Annotated in this window: 8 protein-coding genes and 1 tRNA gene; 8 read left to right on the top strand and 1 reads right to left on the bottom strand. The window is 47.6% G+C overall.

Annotated features, from left to right (window positions below; genetic code table 11):
• The first annotated feature begins 8 nt into the window (after positions 1–8).
• The 3 genes from A3EU_RS0100585 (at position 9) to A3EU_RS0100570 (ending at position 5,977) form a co-directional block, all read left to right on the top strand.
• A complete protein-coding gene (locus A3EU_RS0100585) occupies positions 9–2,600 on the top strand; it encodes a hypothetical protein (protein ID WP_020534168.1) in 2,592 nt (863 codons plus the stop codon).
• Between the two features lie 899 nt (positions 2,601–3,499).
• Entirely contained in the window at positions 3,500–3,658 is a 159-nt protein-coding gene (locus tag A3EU_RS34105; RefSeq protein WP_156825600.1) for a hypothetical protein, read from the top strand.
• Between the two features lie 135 nt (positions 3,659–3,793).
• Positions 3,794–5,977: a S9 family peptidase gene (locus tag A3EU_RS0100570; RefSeq protein ID WP_211213884.1), complete on the top strand. Its 2,184-nt coding sequence runs from the start codon at positions 3,794–3,796 to the stop codon at positions 5,975–5,977.
• Positions 5,978–6,537: 560 nt separating this feature from the next.
• Here A3EU_RS0100570 and A3EU_RS0100565 read toward each other — a convergent pair.
• A tRNA-Lys gene (locus tag A3EU_RS0100565) sits at positions 6,538–6,610 on the bottom strand.
• Between the two features lie 244 nt (positions 6,611–6,854).
• Between A3EU_RS0100565 and A3EU_RS0100560 the strand changes: the two genes are divergently transcribed.
• The 5 genes from A3EU_RS0100560 (at position 6,855) to A3EU_RS0100540 (ending at position 18,669) form a co-directional block, all read left to right on the top strand.
• Positions 6,855–8,396 (top strand): ferritin-like domain-containing protein, encoded by a 1,542-nt coding sequence (locus A3EU_RS0100560; protein ID WP_020534164.1) that lies wholly within the window; start codon positions 6,855–6,857, stop codon positions 8,394–8,396.
• Positions 8,397–8,439: 43 nt separating this feature from the next.
• A complete protein-coding gene (locus A3EU_RS32295) occupies positions 8,440–9,078 on the top strand; it encodes a hypothetical protein (RefSeq protein WP_020534163.1) in 639 nt (212 codons plus the stop codon).
• A 2-nt stretch (positions 9,079–9,080) separates the two neighbouring features.
• Positions 9,081–10,007 carry an MNIO family bufferin maturase gene (gene bufB, locus A3EU_RS0100550; protein ID WP_020534162.1) on the top strand — a complete coding sequence of 309 codons (927 nt, stop codon included), beginning with the start codon at positions 9,081–9,083 and terminating at the stop codon, positions 10,005–10,007.
• A gap of 3 nt (positions 10,008–10,010) precedes the next feature.
• Positions 10,011–10,865 (top strand): HvfC/BufC N-terminal domain-containing protein, encoded by an 855-nt coding sequence (locus tag A3EU_RS28905; protein ID WP_156825599.1) that lies wholly within the window; start codon positions 10,011–10,013, stop codon positions 10,863–10,865.
• A gap of 337 nt (positions 10,866–11,202) precedes the next feature.
• Entirely contained in the window at positions 11,203–18,669 is a 7,467-nt protein-coding gene (locus tag A3EU_RS0100540) for a Kazal-type serine protease inhibitor domain-containing protein (RefSeq protein WP_020534160.1), read from the top strand.
• The last annotated feature ends 4 nt before the right edge of the window (positions 18,670–18,673 follow it).

Here is an 18,673-nt window from a genome sequence, read left to right as displayed (position 1 = left end):
GCATATAGATGTATGCAACCAGATATTTAATCTTTCTCACTTCCATTTTAGGCTTTAGTGTCTTTGGCTATAGCCAGCATACCTTGCGAGGTATCGTCTCAAGCGATGATGAAATGGAGAAGTCATTCATAGAAGTTGAATTAGCGGATGCTTCTTTCAGACGGATAGGCTATCTCATTTTAGAGGGGGGGGATTTCTTTGAAATTGAAGTCGACACTTCCTACAGCATCGTTCATCTTATCGTTTCGGTTTTGGGCTGTTCGCCTTTTCTTCAAAAGGTTGATTTCTCTGAAAGTAAAACGATTTTTTTAGCCGTAAAACTGGAAAATTGCACCCAGCAACTTGATGAAGTGATTGTATCGGCCGAGCAAAGTTTTATTAAGGAGAGCGGTGATACATTGACATTTGACGTAGAAGGTTTCAGGACCAAAACAGACCTTACCCTGGGTGACCTACTAAGCCGGATGCCAGGCATAGAAATCAGTACCAGTAATCAGATACTGTACCAGGGCAAGCGGGTCAAACAGATCTGGGTAGAAGGCCGAGACATCCTGAACAACCAGCACAGTCTGGCCGTAGAGAGCTTACGAGCAGAGGATATCGAAAAGATCCAGATTGTCCACGAATACAAACCTTTTCATCTGCGTTTTTCGCAAGGGCATTCATCGGATGTAGCCATGAACATCGGTCTTAAAAAAGCGGCTCGCGGTAAGGTCAACGGCAAAGCTGAAGCGCTGGGCGGAGCAAACCAAAAATACCAACTAAGCGCAGAAGCCCTGAGAGCAAGAGAGAAAAGCGGAGAATCGGCTTTCGTTCGCTCCAACAATATAGGAGCAGCCGTTATTCAGCCTTTAGAATATCTGGGGATGTTGCCAGACTTAAGTTCAATTGGTGGAGGAAAAAGTGGAGAGGTGGAAGTCATACCCAAGGCACTTCTGCCCGATGTAAATGCCTTTGAAGAAACCCAACACCTTTTTTCTGCCGGTATAGACAACGACATCGGCGAAAAGACCAGGGTGACCGCAACAATTCTTGGCGTCTGGAAAACCGCCAGAGAACAGGCGAATATAGCCACTCAATTCTTCGACGAAAATGCCAGCTTTACAGGTCAAGGTAGGGGCCAGACCCGCTTTCCTATGCTCTTTGGCACCTTACAGACCAAATACGAGCCCTCCAAAAATTTACTACTAGCCTTTGATATGACCGCACAGTTCAATGAACAGCAAGCGGCGGATACCCGTGCCGGGATTTTTAGAGAAGCGTCCTACTTTTCCGAGTTTACCAGTACCGACCGTTCTTCGCACTACTCGCCAGTAGTATCCGTGAACATGCGGCATCCGTCCAACTGGTCTTCGGGGCACCGTACGGGGGTAGACATAAAAGACCAGCATCTTGACCTTGCTTTTATTGAAGATAACGGTAGCGAGCCCGTTTATGGTCAAAGGTTGGATGATCAACGCGTAAATGTTTTTTTGTCCTCGTTTTTAGAAAATAAGTACAATATCTTCCTGCTTGAAATCAAGAACCACCTTGAGTTTGGTCACCTTCGCAGGAGCATCCAATTTGATCAACTGCCTGGCTTTGACAACGCGTCTAGTTACGCGTACAACTGGAAAAACTGGCAGCCAAGCATCCGGTATGGCATCAAAACGGACCATTGGATGACACACCTGCAACTGGAATTGGCACACAATAACCTTGATCTATCTCACCAGACTTTTCAGCGTACCTGGCTGAACCCCCTTTTTTGCTTCAAACACAGCTGGAGTTTGGTGAAGTTCATCGGGTTTTCTTTACGACAGACGCAAGCGTTCATTGACCAACGAAATACCTTCGCATTTTACCAGCTCCAGGACAATTTACAAGTTATTTCTTCGGCCTTGGAAGCAGGGCAAAGCTCCCGCACTCGACAAGCAGATTTTTATTTCTTTAATTCGAAAAAAGATAAAAAGTCTTCGATCAACTGCACATTCAACTACCAGGAAAAGACCAATGCTATTTCACGATTAAATAGCTTTGATAACGACTTTGTAGTCAGTGAAATTTTTCTTGCCCCAAAGTTGCAAAGTACTACCATTGCCATGTCCTATTCACAGCCTTTTGGAAATAAAAAGTACCAGTTGAAGACAAGACTGAGAACAATGCTCACCTCCATAGAGCGGGGCGTTCTTTCAAATATTGACGGCCGTAATTTGAGTCTTGGTACTCATTTTTCTTCCTTATGGAAAGGCCAATGGAACGCCGATTTGCAGGGTACTTATAATTGGTCCGAACAAAAACAAGGGGCGATTGACCAAAACTGGCATACTTGGGTAGTGGGAGTTGGCCTACGCCATAAAGCCAAAAAGTGGAACGGTTCAATAAATTACGATTGGCAACTCAATCGAATAGCTAGTGCTTCCATCTACCTTCATGTATTAGACTTCCGGTTAGATTATAGCTTAAACACCTGGCTAACACTTAGCCTTTCCGGGCAGGATCTATTCAATCTAAATAGCTCGCAGACGCTAAGGCTCACCACTGCTCCGTCATTTGTAGAACAGGCAGAATACCGGCGGTTACAAGGGAGTCTGATGGTTGGTATGAAGGGGAGTTTTTGATGCACGTCGCTTTACTGCCTACCAAAGCAGGTCAGCACGCTTACGGTAAGCTTTCGAGTTCAGCAGGATTACTTTTGCTATGATCGATTCTAACCACTAAAACACTAAGCTCATTTTCTTCTATGGTGAAAATGATCCGGTAAGACCATTTGAGTACTCGTCTATAGACTGTTTGGCTTTTATGACCTTTCAGTAGTCCTCTTGAGTCGGGAGCCTGAGATGACTTTACTATTTCTTCTTCGATACCAAGCAAGCTCTAAGAACTACTTGGTAAGTTGGCCCCATTTGGCAGATTGTTTTTGGAAGTCTTCAATAGTAACAAACTCTCCTTTTCTTGCTACTGCCACCTCAGCATCTAATATAGCAGTGAGTTGCGAGACTGTTCTTGGAGTACCGTCAATATCATAGCTAACGATTGGGTCTTCTTGCTCCTAAAGGTATGTGTCGAGCATTGAATGAACAACTTTCAAAAAGCTTTCATCTTTGACTTGTTCTAAATAAGATTGGATTTCGGCTCTGATCTCTACAGTACTCATAAGCATTTGTTTTACTATCATAAATATAACGGCTCTTCTAGCTAGCCAGTTATTTTACAGGAAAGTTAGCCGTCCCTACAAAAAATACTCACTCCGCCCCGCCAGCTTCGCGCTATCCAAATCCGTACCACCTACAAAAAGCCCGAGGCGGACCAGCAGCATGTAAAAGAAGACCTCAAAGCCCTGGCTGCCAAGTCAGATCAGAAAAGCTACACCGCCTACGTAGAGCGCAAAATCAAGCGCCTGGACAAAGACGGGGTGCGCATCACCAAAGCGGAGATCATCCGCATCGGGATTGCGCTACGGCCATTGGTGCAATCGGTGCGGGGAACCTTACAAGATGCCCAAAACACCAATCGCAAGGTGCTCGAACCAACCCTGGATAACTTGGTGCGGTGGGCGAAGTCGCCTGGTGGGTATGACCTGGCGGGCGTGGACGCTGCGGCGGAGCGGGAGGTTACCGCTAAGGCGAAAGTTTCTGCTCCAGAGAAGAAGGGGTTCTTGGCTTGGGTGTTTGATTGAGATTTATTTTTATCTTGACTGCTGGGCCCGTCAGCAGGATGAACTTATTAACATGTGTTTCTCTTCGCTATGGGTGAGGGGAGGCCAGTTTTTGATTTTGACAAGGGGTTGGAGGACTATAATCGAGTTTATGCAATGCGTATAACAAGCAAACACATGCAACAGATCTCTTTTTGGCAAACATGGGTAGTGGCAGGCTTACTGATGGCGATGCCCGCAACGGTCATAGCACAGGAAGGTGAGCTCACTCTTGATGACCTGTTCGCAACGCCAAAACTGACGGGAACAACCCCGTCCCGGCCTGCGTGGGCACCGAACAGCGAGCACTTCGCCTTTTCCTGGAGTGAACCAGGAAATCCTGGGCGTGGCCTCTGGGTATCCACAAGCGATGGGAAGGAGGTACGCCTCAGTTCCGATACAGCATCCGCCTCAGTGCGCGATATTGTCTGGATCGACGCGAACACAATTGTCAGTCTGCGAGGTAACCACCTATGGCAGACATCGCTGAGCCAAGGAGAAGACCTCCAATTTATGCCCGTCGAGGTAGGAGCAAGTAACCTGTCGCTATCGCCAAGCGGCAACCAAGCGGCGTATATACAGAACGGTGATCTGTGGCTTGTTGACTTCCCTTCCAAACAGAATCGCCAGCTCACCGAGATCGGCATCGCCAGTCTTTCGAGCTTACGGAAGGGGCGCTACAGCCGACCGGAACGTGAAATTGGTCCAGGCATCTGGAGCGGGCCAACGTACAAGTGGTCCCCGGATGGCAAGACAATCGCGTTTCACGCCGTTGACCGACGCGAGATGCGAAAGGTGCTGTTCCCGGATTACCTCGCTGCCGAAACCAATCCTAACGAGGTACGCCGAGGTTACCCGGGCGATCCAAACGAGATTCGCAAGGTTGGCCTGCTCAATGTAGAAAGCGGTAACATTATGTACCCCGATTTGCCAGACCCGCAAGCCAACCAGGTCATTGACTTCAACTGGTCACCAGGCGGTGCTCTGCTGGTTGATATCGCATCCGACACGGCGGTTGAACGTAAGTTGTTCGTCCTTGCACCCGGAGAAAGCCAAGTGCGCGAGATTTGGCGAGGTGTTCGAGAGAGCCGCATGTACACATCGTTTGGATCTACCTGGCATCCGGATGGGCAGCAGGTCGTTTTCTTAAGCGATATGGGGGATCGCTACGGCCTTTATACGATCGATGCCTCACCGTCTGGGGATGATCGTCCGCAGCTCCTGACCGATCCGTCCTACGATGTGCTGTCCGCCCCAAGTATTGCTGGTGATGCACTGTTTTATGCAGGCAACGGCGTTAACCCGTACGAACAACACGTGTATCGCCTGAATAGGTCCGGTGGCGACCCCGAACAGGTGACGCGTCTTGCGGGCCGGAACGTTGGCTACCCCTCACCGGATGGCCGGCACTTGGTGTTCATGCACAGCAACGACACATCACCGCCCGAGCTTTACGTGGTAAGCAGCGAGGGTGGTGAGGCTACGCGAGTAACCCACTCGCCCTTGCCCGCCTTCACGGAGCGAACCTGGGCAGCTGCGGAATACGTTAGTTTCCCCAGTCTTGTAGATGACTACACGCTGCATGCCCGGATTCTGAAACCTGCCAACATGCAGCCCGGTAAGAAGTATCCAGTGCTGTTTGGGCCCGTGTATTCGAATACAGCGAGGAACCGCTGGGCTGGCAACTACAGCCTCGTACAGCATCTGTTGGCCAAGAAGGGATATGTTATCGTGCAGGTGGATTCACGTGGTAGCAACGGTTATGGCCGGGCATTCCGTGAAGAGTTCTTGCTGGGCTTTGCCGACCAGGACATTGAGGATTATGCGAGTGCCGTTGCCTACATGGAATCACAGGTTTATGTCGATCCCGATCGCATCGGTATCTGGGGCAGCAGTTACGGTGGCACACTCTCCGTTTATTCGCTGTTGATGAAGCCGGGCTTATTCCAGGTGGGTGTTGCTGCAGCGGCGGCTGTTGACCCGGTGTTCTTTGGTACGGACGACGTCGCGATTGTTCGTAGCCCACAGACACACCCGGAGATCTTCGAAAGAAAAGCGCTCAACTATGCAGCGAATCTGGAGGATAAACTCCTGTTTATCCACGGCATCCAGGACCATGTGGTACCATTCAAGACGACGGCCGTGTTAGCTGAAGAACTGATTAAACAGGGCAAGGACTTCGACTTTGCGTTTGCACCGGGTGCAACGCATGGATGGAGCCGTGAGCGGAATTACGATCGCTACCTGTTTGGCAAGATAATCGAATACTTTGACCGACACCTAGCCGTGCCGTCTGAGTAGATGTTTGCAGGCATTCTTGTTGCAAGGGGGTGAGGAACGCTGCTGCGGAGCGGGAAGTTACCGCTAAGGCGAAAGTTCCGGCTCCGGAGAAGAAGGGGGGCTTGGCGTGGGTGTTTGATTAAGATTTATTTTTACCTTGATTGCTGGGAATAGAAATATCTCAGTAGGATCAACACCTGTAAAAAAAAATAGGTTTTGCCTGCGATTTTGGGTGGGGTAAGGTCCATTTTTTTGTTTAATGATGGGTTGGTAGGTGTTTCAGGAATGGGCACCTTTTGAGCAATGATTTATTTTCGGAGATTACTTATCCGTGACAGAAATGGGGATGTTTTGACTACTCAGAGAGTACTTAAACTCAATGGTGTAAATGGATACAGGGGTAAGTGTAATGCGCTCTAACTGCGCTGGGGCCAATTTAAAATAAAAGCTTGAGGAAAGGATTGGAAAAAATAACAACAATAACATCCCTAACTTTAATCTGATAAACAGGAGGAAAGAAAAGGAATGGCTAAAAAGCAAAAAAGCCTATTCTGAAAATCAGAATAAGCTTTTTTTGAGAGTGGCTCGGCTGGGGCTCGAACCCAGGACCCATACATTAAAAGTGTATTGCTCTACCAGCTGAGCTACCGAACCAACTGCCCTTGTTTCCTAAGGCGACGCAAATATACGTCGCTTATTTGCTCTTAAGCAAGAAAAAAGCGAACATTTTTTCTAGAAAAACGTAACGGACTCATTATCAGTGATGAAAAATGAAGGGGGTGTTTGTTTTTTCGTATTTACTCCTTTGTAGGAGTATCTTATACAGATATTTGGCTGCTACTTTAGGATTGATTACTTTTAAACCACACCCTAACCAAACCTACAACCTACCCATATCATGCCTAAAAAGAAACTGTTTAATATTCCTACCGTCGTTATGCCCAGTAACTTTGATGCGGCGATGGAGCAAGCCATCACGTTGGAGTTGGCGACTATTCCCACTTACCTTTCTACGTATTACTCTATTCAGCGACTTCCGGATCAGCAAACGCTTTATAAGAAGCTGTTGGAGCGTATGCCCGGAAAGGTAAAGCAGGCACAAGACCTTACCCTGGAGATCATGGTTTATGCCAATAAGACGGCAGCTCTGATTATGGGGGTTTTGATTGAAGAGATGCTACATTTGGCGCTGGCCTCTAATGTCAGACAAGCGATTTGTGGTTTGCCGCCCAATTTGATGGGCATTGCTGCTTCAGAGGGCTTTAAGTTTCCTACCCAGTTGGATGGGCATGAGCCAGAGTTCCCGATCAATTTGGGACCGCTTTCGCTAAAACAATTGGCGACCTTCCTGAAGATTGAAAGCCCTAATGCTTTTGAATTGCCAGCAAAACTGATCGAGGAGAGGGCGATTGATTATCAAACCATCGGGCAGTTTTACACGATGATTGAAGACTGTATAAAGAATCACTTTTCTGGTGCTTACGATTTGGGAGACCGCTTGCAGTTGACACCAAATCCACGAATGGGCGTCTATTCTCCTAATTCGATCAACACCGCTTATTACGATAAAGACCATAAACCGCATTTCGTCAATCAGGATGATAGTGGTGGACTGGTGGAAGTGATAGACAGTGAAACCGCATTGGCTGCACTGGGTATCATTGTAGAGCAAGGTGAAGGTAACCAGGATGGTAATAAACTACAACTGGATGCAGCAGGTATGCCCATCCCGCTACCCGTAATAGATGGTAAGGTGGTAATGGATAAAGGAGATGCTGATGACCCTAGCGGCAAAGAGTTGGCTCACTTTGATAAATTTTACGAAGCGTATAGCTTAGGATATTATTATCAAGAAATGCTAGCAGGCTATGGCCTCGACTTTTTCTCGCTCTTTGTGCATAATCAAGATCTTGACCCCAAGCAGGCAGATTATGACAGCCCTAACGCTAAACCGAGTATTAAAGACCCCAAGAAGGGCGATAATGCTGTTGCTGCTTTAAAACTGGAGTCAGAGCTTGGCAATGCGATCTTTACCTATATCCTTTTGATGATAGAAACTTGCTATCGGACGAAAAGTACGAAAACACAGTTTCAGATTTTTATGTACGGTGTACACAAGGCGATGATTTGGCTGCTGAGTCATTTTGGTGGTAATATCTCGAATATCCTTTACCAGAAAAAAGGCAAAACGTATTCTGCTGCGCTGACGTTCGAGTTCTATGATTTTGCAGCGAAGCCTAAGATGCGGCCCAAAGCCCAAATCATTGAGTTGGCCGATCAGCTTTCTAAAGTATGGACGGTAGAAGGGTGGCTTAGTAAAGGCAACAAAAGCAGTGCTGCTTTTATGGCACTGCCGGATATTGATCTTGATTACAATGTCAAAGACATTGATAAAGACCTGGGGATAAAAGGTAACGCGTTCCCAACGGCTCATGCTTAACTTAACTCAACCCGATTCTGATAACTCGTCAATTATTACTAAGATGGATCATTCTGATAAAAAACACACCATTGCACCTGAGCCCAACAAGCGCAGGCAGGCACAAATAACGGATATTCCTAGCCCAGTTGGCCCTGAGTTGCACGTATGCATGGGACTGAACGCTTGCAAAAACCAAGGTTTTACCAAGAAAAACGACTGTGCCGGAATGGGTTTATGTGCTACCATCGTTCACGCTTGCCATACCGTCAATGACTGTCGTGGGCAGGGTGGATGCGGCTTGTTTGGCACCGCGCCCGAATTTTGTCATCCTGGTGAGAACGATTGTAAATACCAGGGTAGTTGCGGCTCTCCCATTTTGGCTACCCGCTATTTTGTCGATGGTCCCAACCAAGGGCTGAGCGTTTGGCAATTGGCACGAAAACGTTTTGAAGAGCGCATGAGTAAGGCCGGAAAAAAATACGGATCACCTCCGCCTAAGCAAGCTTACGGCCCCACGGCTGAGTTTGCTGCTAAAATTGGGCAATACCAGTATGAATCTTGCGGGCAGAGTGGTTCTCATTATTGTTCCTTCGCTTTTGATCCAAAGGTGAAAGATGCAGAGAAGAAAGCTAACAGAGAAGCTTTTATGAAAAACAGCAGCAAGGCTCATTATTCGGATGAGGCCTGTGTGAAAAAGTAATAATGAGCAGTAATCTTCTCCATCTGCCAGATCTCGGCTTGGGCCTCGGTCTGCGAAGCAAGCATTTTGACCATATTCTGGAACATGAACCAGCGGTGGATTGGTTTGAGGTGATCTCCGAGAATTTTATGGATGCTTACGGCCGGCCTCGGTATCTGTTGAAGCAGATTGTTGAACGCTATCCGGTAGTGATGCACGGAGTGTCGATGTCGATAGGAAGTACCGACCCGTTGGATTTTGATTACCTGAAAAGCTTGAAGACCCTTGCTGATGAGGTGAAACCTGCCTGGGTGAGTGATCATCTTTGCTGGACGGGCGTATTGTCTATCAATTCCCATGACCTGCTGCCGCTGCCGCTCAATGAAGAGTCTTTGGCGCATGTGTGCGAACGCGTCCGGATAGTGCAGGATTACCTGGAGCGGCCGCTGGTACTGGAAAACCCCAGCACTTACGCCAGTTTTCAGCATTCTACCATACCGGAATGGGCATTCTTGAAAGCAATGGCCGAGGAAACCAACTGCGGTTTATTGTTGGATGTAAACAACGTCTATGTCTCTGCCTTTAACAATGATTTTGATCCCGTTCACTATATCGAACAGCTGCCGCATGAGCGCATTGTACAGATGCACCTGGCCGGACATCAGCACTGTGGGAATTACATCATTGATACCCACGACCGGGAGGTGACCAATAACGTCTGGCAACTCTTTCAACTAGCGTGGCAAAAGACCGAGGGTGTTTCGACCTTGCTGGAGTGGGATGGAAACATTCCGCCCTTCGATGATTATTATGCTGAACTGATGAAGGCCAAAGACTTTATGTCGTCTTCCTTTTCCAAGCCGCAAATGCAAGAAGAGGCACCCAATGATGCGGCAGAAGTATCTAACCCTGTAGATTTTCTTATGACTAACTTAATGAAAGAAGCTTAAACTGTGGCGAACTCGAAACTCTCTTTAGCGGATTTTCAAAAATGGATGTTGCAGATGCTGCTTCAGCCAGGTTATGCCGCCGCCAAAATAGGCGAGGGGAGGAGTGTTTCGATTGAGGAAGTTTTTAAGCCTTCGAGCCGGTTACCGGCAAGGCAGCATTTGGCGATTTATCAGCAAGGTTATACGGCCCGTTTACGCGACTGTTTGGCAAAGCAGTTTACGGCCTTGGAGTATGCCTTGAGTCCTGATTTATTTCAGGCTTTCGCTGATGAATACTTACGGAAGTACCCATCAGAAAGCTACAGCCTCGCTAACCTCGGAGATCGTTTTATGACCTACCTGGAGGAAAGTCGCCCTGATCGAGATGAACTCATCAAAGAAGACTGGCCTGACTTTATGATAGAGCTTGCCCGCTTTGAATGGCTGATCAACCACCTTTTTAATGCTGATGTTGAGCATGAAGACCCAATGGCGACCATGACTACGCCACTAGAACGGCTCTCCCTCGTTCCAGGCATCCGCCTATTGGCGACCAAGTTTCCGGTGCGTTGGTTTTATCAGGCGGTGGCCAAAGGAGAACAACCCCATCTTCCTGAAGCCCAGCCAAGCTACTGTGCCATTTTGCGCCGTGATTACAAACTGACTTTCTTTGATTTGCATCCAGAGCAGTATCTCCTTTTGCAAGCATTGGCGGATGGTCAGGGGGTGCCTCAAGCCCTTCGGTGGCTCTCTGAAAAGTATGGTTATGATGCCAAGGGCTTAGCGGAAATTTGGCCGGTTTGGTATGCGCAATGGCAAAGGGCTGGTTTTTTTTCGGGAAGTGGTAGTGTAGGTACAACCGACGCTGAACAGGTATAACGAATGCCGAACAGGGGGGGGTGAACCATATAAGTTCATAGAAGAACATATGAGTGCTTTTTTAAAATGAAGTAGTCTAACGCTACAGTGGTAGCGTAAGCCATGCTAGTGCGCAGGCCAATAGGCCGAAGCTCGGGGCCAGGATGGCGCAAGGACAATGGGATGGTAACGCTAGTGAACAGCCCGGTGCCGAGGCACGAAGGCATGGCCCCTGATCGATCAAGAAGCTCTTGAATAGGCGTATGAATATTGAGAAAGCCTTTCCTATTTTTCTTCCTTCTCCTGAACTTTAGTATTTTTCCATTCAAAGAAATTTTAGCTGTACTAAACCCTTATTATGAAACCCTTACGCATCATTGGGCGCCTCTTCGGTAGCTTCGCCTTAATCTTTCTGTTTTTCTCTGTAGTTGTTGGCCAGCAGGATTTTTTGGCGGTCACACCTGAAATTGGAGGTGATGATTTTGCTTTCCAGCCGTTTGAAACCTTGGATTTACCTAACCAGCATACTGGTTTTGTAAGTGAGGTGCAATATCTTGAGGTAAAGCAGGAGATACTTGATCAGATTATAGCTGAGCGACAAGCTACGTTGGTGGTAGAAATTCCTAATGGGAGCGCAGTATTGCAGCTGGATTTGAACCGGGTGGATTTATTTGCGAATGGCTACCAGTTGAATACAAGTAGCGGGGAAACCTACCCCGAAAATGAGCAACAGGTATTCTACCAAGGGAGTGTGAAGGGCCGTCCGAACTCGCGCTGTGCCGTGAGTTTCTTTCCTAATGAAGTACGCGTTTTATTTGCCGATGAGGATGGTAATCATCGTGTTACCCAACTAGATGGCGGCACGCGGTATGCTTTTTACCATGAAAAAAACTGGTTACGCGCCTTGGATGGTGTGTGTGCGGTGCAAGAAGAAGAGGGGAGTGGAAGCAGTATTCCTCCTCCCGTAATTCCTGAAACTGAAGCCTCTTTTTTCGGCGATTGCCTGGATGTTTTCTTCGAATGTGATTTTAAAACCTACCAAGACAATGGCAGTAGTGTAAGTGCTACCGAACAGTTTGTGACGGGTACGTTCAATGAGATGCAAATCCTCTTTGAGCAGGCTGGTATTCCGCTAAATATTTCTGAAATCCTAGTCTGGAATTCACCTGACCCCTACACGGATACACCAAATACGCTAACGGGGTTTATCCAGTTTCTTTCCAATTACGCCGACGTTCGGCAGGATAATTATAATGGTCGCTTGGCTCAATTGCTGACTACCCGTACCATTCACCCGTTGTATTATGGTTTAGCAATTTTTGGTGACGATGTCGTTTGCCGAACTTATTCTACTGATGGCACCTGGGCCAATGGCCCTTACAGCATGGGCACTCGTTTGGAGGCGAATCCAGCTCCTTTTCCCAATTATTCGAATAACCTACACGTTATGGCTCACGAATTGGCCCATAACCTCGGTGCACAACACACCCATGCCTGTGTTTGGAATGGCAACGACACCCAAATCGACGACTGTGCAAGCGTTTACTTTGAGCAAAACCCGAACCCTGATTATACCTTTCCTGATTGCTATAATAGCAATAGCCCGATCTTACCCACCAATGGAGGAACGCTTATGAGCTACTGTCAGCGTATGACGGGCATTGGTGTGAACTTTAGCCTGGGTTTTCATGCACAGGTGCGAAATGTTATACTCAATAACTACAACAGCGCGAATTGCTTGACGGGGGAGGACTGTGCGCCTTCTGCGTTTTGTAATATCAATGATCCTTTTTGTTTGGAGTGGTTGCCGGGTTTGTTGAATCAATTCCAAGAGAGTTGTGATGAAACCAGTACGACAGTGGTTCATTTTGATGTGTACACTGCTACTGCTAATGGGCAAGATTACATTTACGTTAATCAACTTGTGGAAACGATAGGGATTCCTACTGTAGATATTGACATTGTATATGATTGCGAAGGCACGCCCGTTGATGGTTGTATAGAGAATCTAGTTAACGGAGGGGTTGATTGTAGTAATGGCCCTGCGATGGGCGCTATTGTCAATGCGTTACAAGATCAAGCCCTGATCTGGTCTTGTGATGATCCGATTCCTCCTTGTGTGGGTTGTGATTTGAGTATTTCTACCAATAGAACCAACCCTAGCTGTGGCCTCAATAATGGAAGCATCCAAATCAATGTAAGCGGTGGTACGCCGTCTTATCAATACAGCATCGGCGGAGCTTTTACGTCTAACAATTTCTTTACCAATTTAGCAGCTGGGACCTATTTTATAACCGTTCGAGATAATGCGGATTGTGAAGAAACGACTGTAGTTACGCTTCAGGGTGCGGGAAGTGATTTGTCATTATCCATTACGCCGTTTTCGACATTGTGTAGTGAAAATACGGGCTTTATCAATTTAGAGGTTAGTGGAGGCACGCCTCCTTATAACTACAGTTGGCAGCCGAACCAAGGGAACACTCAAGATCCTGGTGGTCTAGCTGCTGGTTTTTATTCGGTAACGGTGACGGATGCCAACAATTGTACCGCCAGTATCAGTACCCAGATCACGGTCGAAGCCTGTCCGCCGGACGATAATCCGGTATGTGGTACTGATGGCAATGAATATGCTAATCCTTGCGAAGCGATGTGTGCTGGTGTTGGTTATACCTTCGGGCCCTGTGATGACGAGCCTTGTATTTGCCCCGCTGATTACAATCCTGTCTGTGGCTCCGATGGCGTCACCTATCCTAATGCCTGTAGTGCTGAATGTGCCGGTATTACGGAGTACGAACCGGGTGAGTGTTTCGCCGATTGTATCTGTCCACTCAATTATGATCCCGTTTGCGGGAGCGATGGCATCACTTACCCTAACGCCTGTGCAGCAGAATGCGCTGGTGTAGATTGGGTGCCTGGGGAATGTGAAGCACTTTGTGTTTGTCCTCACGTTTATGACCCTGTTTGCGGTAGTGACGGGATTACGTACTCTAATGCCTGCGTAGCCGAATGTGCCGGCGTAGACTGGGAGCCAGGGCCGTGTGATAATCCTTGCATTTGCGACGCGATTTACGATCCCGTTTGTGGCAGTGATGGCAACACTTACTCCAATAGCTGCTACGCCGAATGTGCAGGGATTACGGAATACACGTCAGGTGTTTGTAATGAACCGTGTATCTGTGAAGCGCTCTATGATCCTGTTTGCGGGGTTGATGGCATCACTTACTCCAATGCTTGTTACGCTGCGTGCGCAGGTGTAGAAGTAGCATCAGATGGAGCTTGCACCGAAGAATGTAATTGTCCGGCGCTCTATGATCCCGTTTGCGGTAGCGATGGAATTACTTATTACAACAGTTGCGTGGCCGAATGTGCCAATGTAGATTGGACACCAGGCGCTTGTGAACAAGTTTGCGACTGCCCCGCTATTTATGACCCTGTCTGTGGCAGTGATGGTCTCACCTATCAAAATGCCTGCTATGCCGAATGTGCTGGTGTAAACTGGACGCCCGGTATTTGCGAAGAACTATGTATTTGTGAAGCACTTTACGACCCGGTTTGCGGCAGTGATGGGAATACTTACTCCAATAGCTGCTATGCCGAATGTGCTGGCATTTTCGACTACACCAGCGGCGCGTGTTTCCCACCTATTGATAATGTCCTTTGCCTGCCTTGGTTGAGAGCTATCGTTGATGATTTCGGTGTTTGCGGTACAGATGAAGCAGGGGGGGAATGTGGACAAATCATTTCGCTTGGCAGCTATCAAGGTGAAGTCTTTGTTGTAGTCTACGATTACTGTTCTTACCCGTTCAATAATAGTTATACGGAGACCGCCTACAATCTTGATGGTGTGGCTGTAGATCAATGTTCAGGTGCAGTGCTTGGGTTTACCTGTGATTTCTTCCCTCCACAAGGGGCAATCTTGGAAGGCTTTACTAATACAGAACTTATCTGGTCTTGTGGTGACGATCTGCCCGATTGTTACTGCGATCTGGCGATTTCCGTCAATACGACCTTGCCGGATTGCGGGGGCGACAACGGTCAAGTGTCCATTTCCATTCAAAGCGGAGCGCCACCATTTGTTTATCAATTGGGAGAGCAGGTCAACAGCACAGGCTTGTTTACCAACCTCACGGAAGGAGTCTATAACCTGGGTGTAACCGACGATAAGGGATGTGTTGTAGAATCTTATGCCGTACTGTTGTCGGAGGGATATCCAGATTGCCTCAGTGGAGATATTACGATTATTAGTGATCTTGATGATTGCTCAGATTTTGTTTACCAAGTCAGTGGTACGTTTGCAAGTTCATGTACCGGTTTTTCAGGAATAAACTATTCTCGGCAGGGTAATGTGTTTACGGCTAATGTACAAACCTTTATAAATTTCCCACCATGTACGAGCCCCGGCGCTGATTGGTCTGGAACGGCTGTGGATACACCACTAGCATCAGGGAGTTATACTGTTGAATTGTTGATTAATGATCAATTCGTCACCAGCATCACCTTCACCATCGAAGAATGCAGTACAACTTGTGATCTAAACATAGTTGTGGTCGGCACCAACCCAGATTGCGGCCTCAACAATGGATCTGTTTCTGCTACGCCAAACGGTGGTACGCCGCCTTATACCTATGATTTTGGTAATGGTTTTCAAGACTTTTCCACACTATCTGGTTTAGCAGCGGGGGCCTATTCCGTGACTGTGATGGATGCGGAAGGCTGCACCGCAGAAAATAGTGTTATACTCAACTGTGACCCTGTTATTTCTCCAATGTTTTATGTAGCGCCTACAACGATAACTAGGGATGTTGGTAATACGCTTACCCTGACGGTGGCCGTAAATGACCTGGTGGATGTGACGAGTATTCAGTTTCCAATGACTTGGGATAGTGACTTAATGACTTTTCAGTCTATCTCTATTATCAATGATTTGCCGGGGTTGAGTTCCTCGAATATTATTACCCCACTTACCGGTGGTCCGGCAGGGCAACTCTCCTTTAGCTGGTTTGACCCAACAGGTGATGGCGTCAGCCTTGATGATGCGGGCTTGTTCAGCGTTACGTTTCTTGCTGTTGCGGAAGGTACTACAACCTTTGCATTTCGTGAAGACCTGCCGCTCGCTGCGGAAATATCAGCAGTAGGAGGTATAAGCTTGGATTTCAATGCTGCAAACGGTCAGGTAACGATCATAGATCCTAATACTGGTGGTGGGCAAGCGACCTTTATTCTTGGAGATGAAGAAGTTAATCAAGGCGAAAGCTTCTGTTTGCCGATAACGGTTACCGATTTTGATAACATGTTAGGGATGCAGTTCAGTGTCAACTACGATGCAAGTGTACTCAGCTACACCGGGGCTCAAAACTTTACGACGCAGCTTGTCGGGTTTGGGGCAGGGAATGTAGGCAACCCTTCACCGGGTAATCTCACATTTACCTGGACGGACCCGCTGATAACCGGCGCAAGTATGGCCGATAATTCCACTTTGCTGGAACTGTGCTTTACAGCTACAGGAACGACGACGACCCAAGTGATTTTCTCAGGAACACCAACTTCGATAGAGCTCATTGATGCCGATGAAGAACAGGTAGAATTCCTTCAACAAGACGGCACCGTCACGATCATTGTCCCCGAACCGGGAACCTTTGGTCTGGCGATATCAGCGGCTAATGCTTGTGAGGGAGAAACCTTCTGCCTGGATGTGACGGCGAGCAACTTCACAAATATCTCAGCGTTTAGCTTCCCCGTTTTATTTGACCCTTCGGCTTTAAGCCTAAATGAAATAATAAATGTTACGCCTAACCTCCCTGGTTTTTCTAATGCGAGTTTCACAACCCCAGCGGGAGGGGAGGTTGCTGTAAATTGGATGGTAGCGGGTGTATCTGAGGCCCTCGATCCTCAGGAAAATCTCTTCACCATTTGTTTTGAAAAGCTGACAAATACCACGACGACAGTGAGTATTCAGTCCTCGCCCAATACGCAAGCTGCTGTTGTTGATGGTAATGGAGATAATTTGCCATTTACTGATTTGTCTACGATGATAACGAGCAATGGCTGTACCAACGGTGATGAAGACCAGGATGGTGATGGCTATTCCTCGACCGTTGATTGTGATGACATGAACCCAGATATCAACCCTGGAGCAGAGGAGATTCCTGGCAATAATGTGGACGAAGACTGCGACGATATCATAGGAACACTACCTACAGACTTGCTTACCTTTATTGGTGGTGATGCTGCTGGCGGAGAAGGCGATACCGTGATGATTCCGGTAACGGTAGAGAACTTCAATAATATCAGTGGCTTCCAGTTTACGATGGTCATTCCTGAGCCTGATCAGGGCACTTTCGTAGAATTTGTACCCAGCCCAGCGCTGACGGGTGTTAGCGTCAATCCAGCCAATGATATCTTCCGGGTGATCTGGAATATTGCGCTTGGTGCACCACCGCTTGATCTACCTGATGATACGATCATCTTTTGGGTCAAGGTGCGCCTGAATGGCGAACCCGGCGATTGTAGCATTTTTAGCTTTAGCAATATCCCTACGGCGATCTCTGCGGTAGAAGGACTAGACAATAGTTTTGTGCCGGCTACCATTAGTGGCACCTTCTGTGTGCGCGCCACGGTAAATATTAGCGGTACCCTTTTGACGGAGTACAATTTGCCGGTAAGTAATGCAGAAGTAGGCAATCCTGATGGACAGGTGTTTACCACTGCTACGGATGGAGTCTATACGTTCACTGAACTGCCTGCCGACCAGGATTACTTGATTGAACCTCATCGTGATATTGAGCATTCAGCTGGCGTTACAGTGGGGGATATTGTCCTTATTCGAGCACACATTATCGGTTTCCAGGATTTGAATTCCCCTTACAAGATTATTGCGGCAGATGCAACGGGTGATGATATTGTAACGGTGCTGGACCTGATCACTTTGCAACGCTTGGTGATTGGATTTTTGGATACATTTCCAAACAACGAATCGTGGCGATTTGTACCTTCCGATTATGATTTCCTCAATCCATTGGCACCATTGGAGGAGGATTTTCCTGAAGCACTGCGCTTTACTGATTTGACAACGGATATAACGAATGGCGATTTTGTAGGAATCAAAGTAGGGGATGTCAATGAAGATGTGATCCTTGCTGTTCAGGGCGGTTCTCCTGTAGCTTTGCAAACTATTGATCAGAAATACGCTGCTGGAGAGCTACTCAATATTCGGCTGTCTTTCGCTGATGGGCAAACACCCGCTGGCTGGCAGTTCGCCTTCTACCTTCCCGCGGAAGAATTCGAGCTATTGGAGGTCATTGGCCAGGATGGGAGCCCTTTGTCTACGGATCAATACCATCGCGATAAGCACTTACTACGAGTGATTTGGTACGACGATGATCCAGCAAAAGCACGTCAAGCTACTTCGGAGCCACAGCTACAGCTCAGGATGAAAGCGCTTCGCAAAGGGCAGCTAAGCAAAACGTTGAGGCTGGCTGTCAAAGGCAATCTCCTCTCCGACGAACAGGGGAGGGAGGCGATCGTCAATGACTTGGTTTTTGTGCCTGCCAAAGCCGGTTTTGAACCACTGGAAGTGAGCACTTGCTATCCTTTACCCTTCCGGGAAAAATGTACGCTCACGCTTACCAGCACGCAACAGGAATCAGCAACTTTGAAGATTCTAAGCCCCGGAGGAGCACTCATTTGGCAATCCAACCGAGAGTTACTTCCAGGAGTGCAGTCTTGGGAAGTTCCGTCGGAGAGATTACCCGGCGCTGGCTTGTATTTCTTCCAATTGCAAACGCCAACCAGCACTCACACGGGTAAACTAATTCACAACCGCTAAGCCA

It is taken from the genome of Lewinella cohaerens DSM 23179, assembly GCF_000379805.1.
Taxonomy (GTDB): domain Bacteria; phylum Bacteroidota; class Bacteroidia; order Chitinophagales; family Saprospiraceae; genus Lewinella; species Lewinella cohaerens.
The sequence above is the reverse complement of the archived record's forward strand: the minus strand, read 5'-3'. Positions and strand labels throughout refer to the sequence as shown.

Bases quoted from the DNA above. Each gene is read 5' to 3' on its own strand.
- A3EU_RS0100585 (WP_020534168.1), top strand. From the start codon at position 9: ATGTATGCAACCAGATATTTAATCTTTCTCACTTCCATTTTAGGCTTT.
- A3EU_RS0100570 (WP_211213884.1), top strand. From the start codon at position 3,794: ATGCGTATAACAAGCAAACACATGCAACAGATCTCTTTTTGGCAAACA.
- A3EU_RS0100560 (WP_020534164.1), top strand. From the start codon at position 6,855: ATGCCTAAAAAGAAACTGTTTAATATTCCTACCGTCGTTATGCCCAGT.
- A3EU_RS32295 (WP_020534163.1), top strand. From the start codon at position 8,440: ATGGATCATTCTGATAAAAAACACACCATTGCACCTGAGCCCAACAAG.
- bufB (WP_020534162.1), top strand. From the start codon at position 9,081: ATGAGCAGTAATCTTCTCCATCTGCCAGATCTCGGCTTGGGCCTCGGT.
- A3EU_RS0100540 (WP_020534160.1), top strand. From the start codon at position 11,203: ATGAAACCCTTACGCATCATTGGGCGCCTCTTCGGTAGCTTCGCCTTA.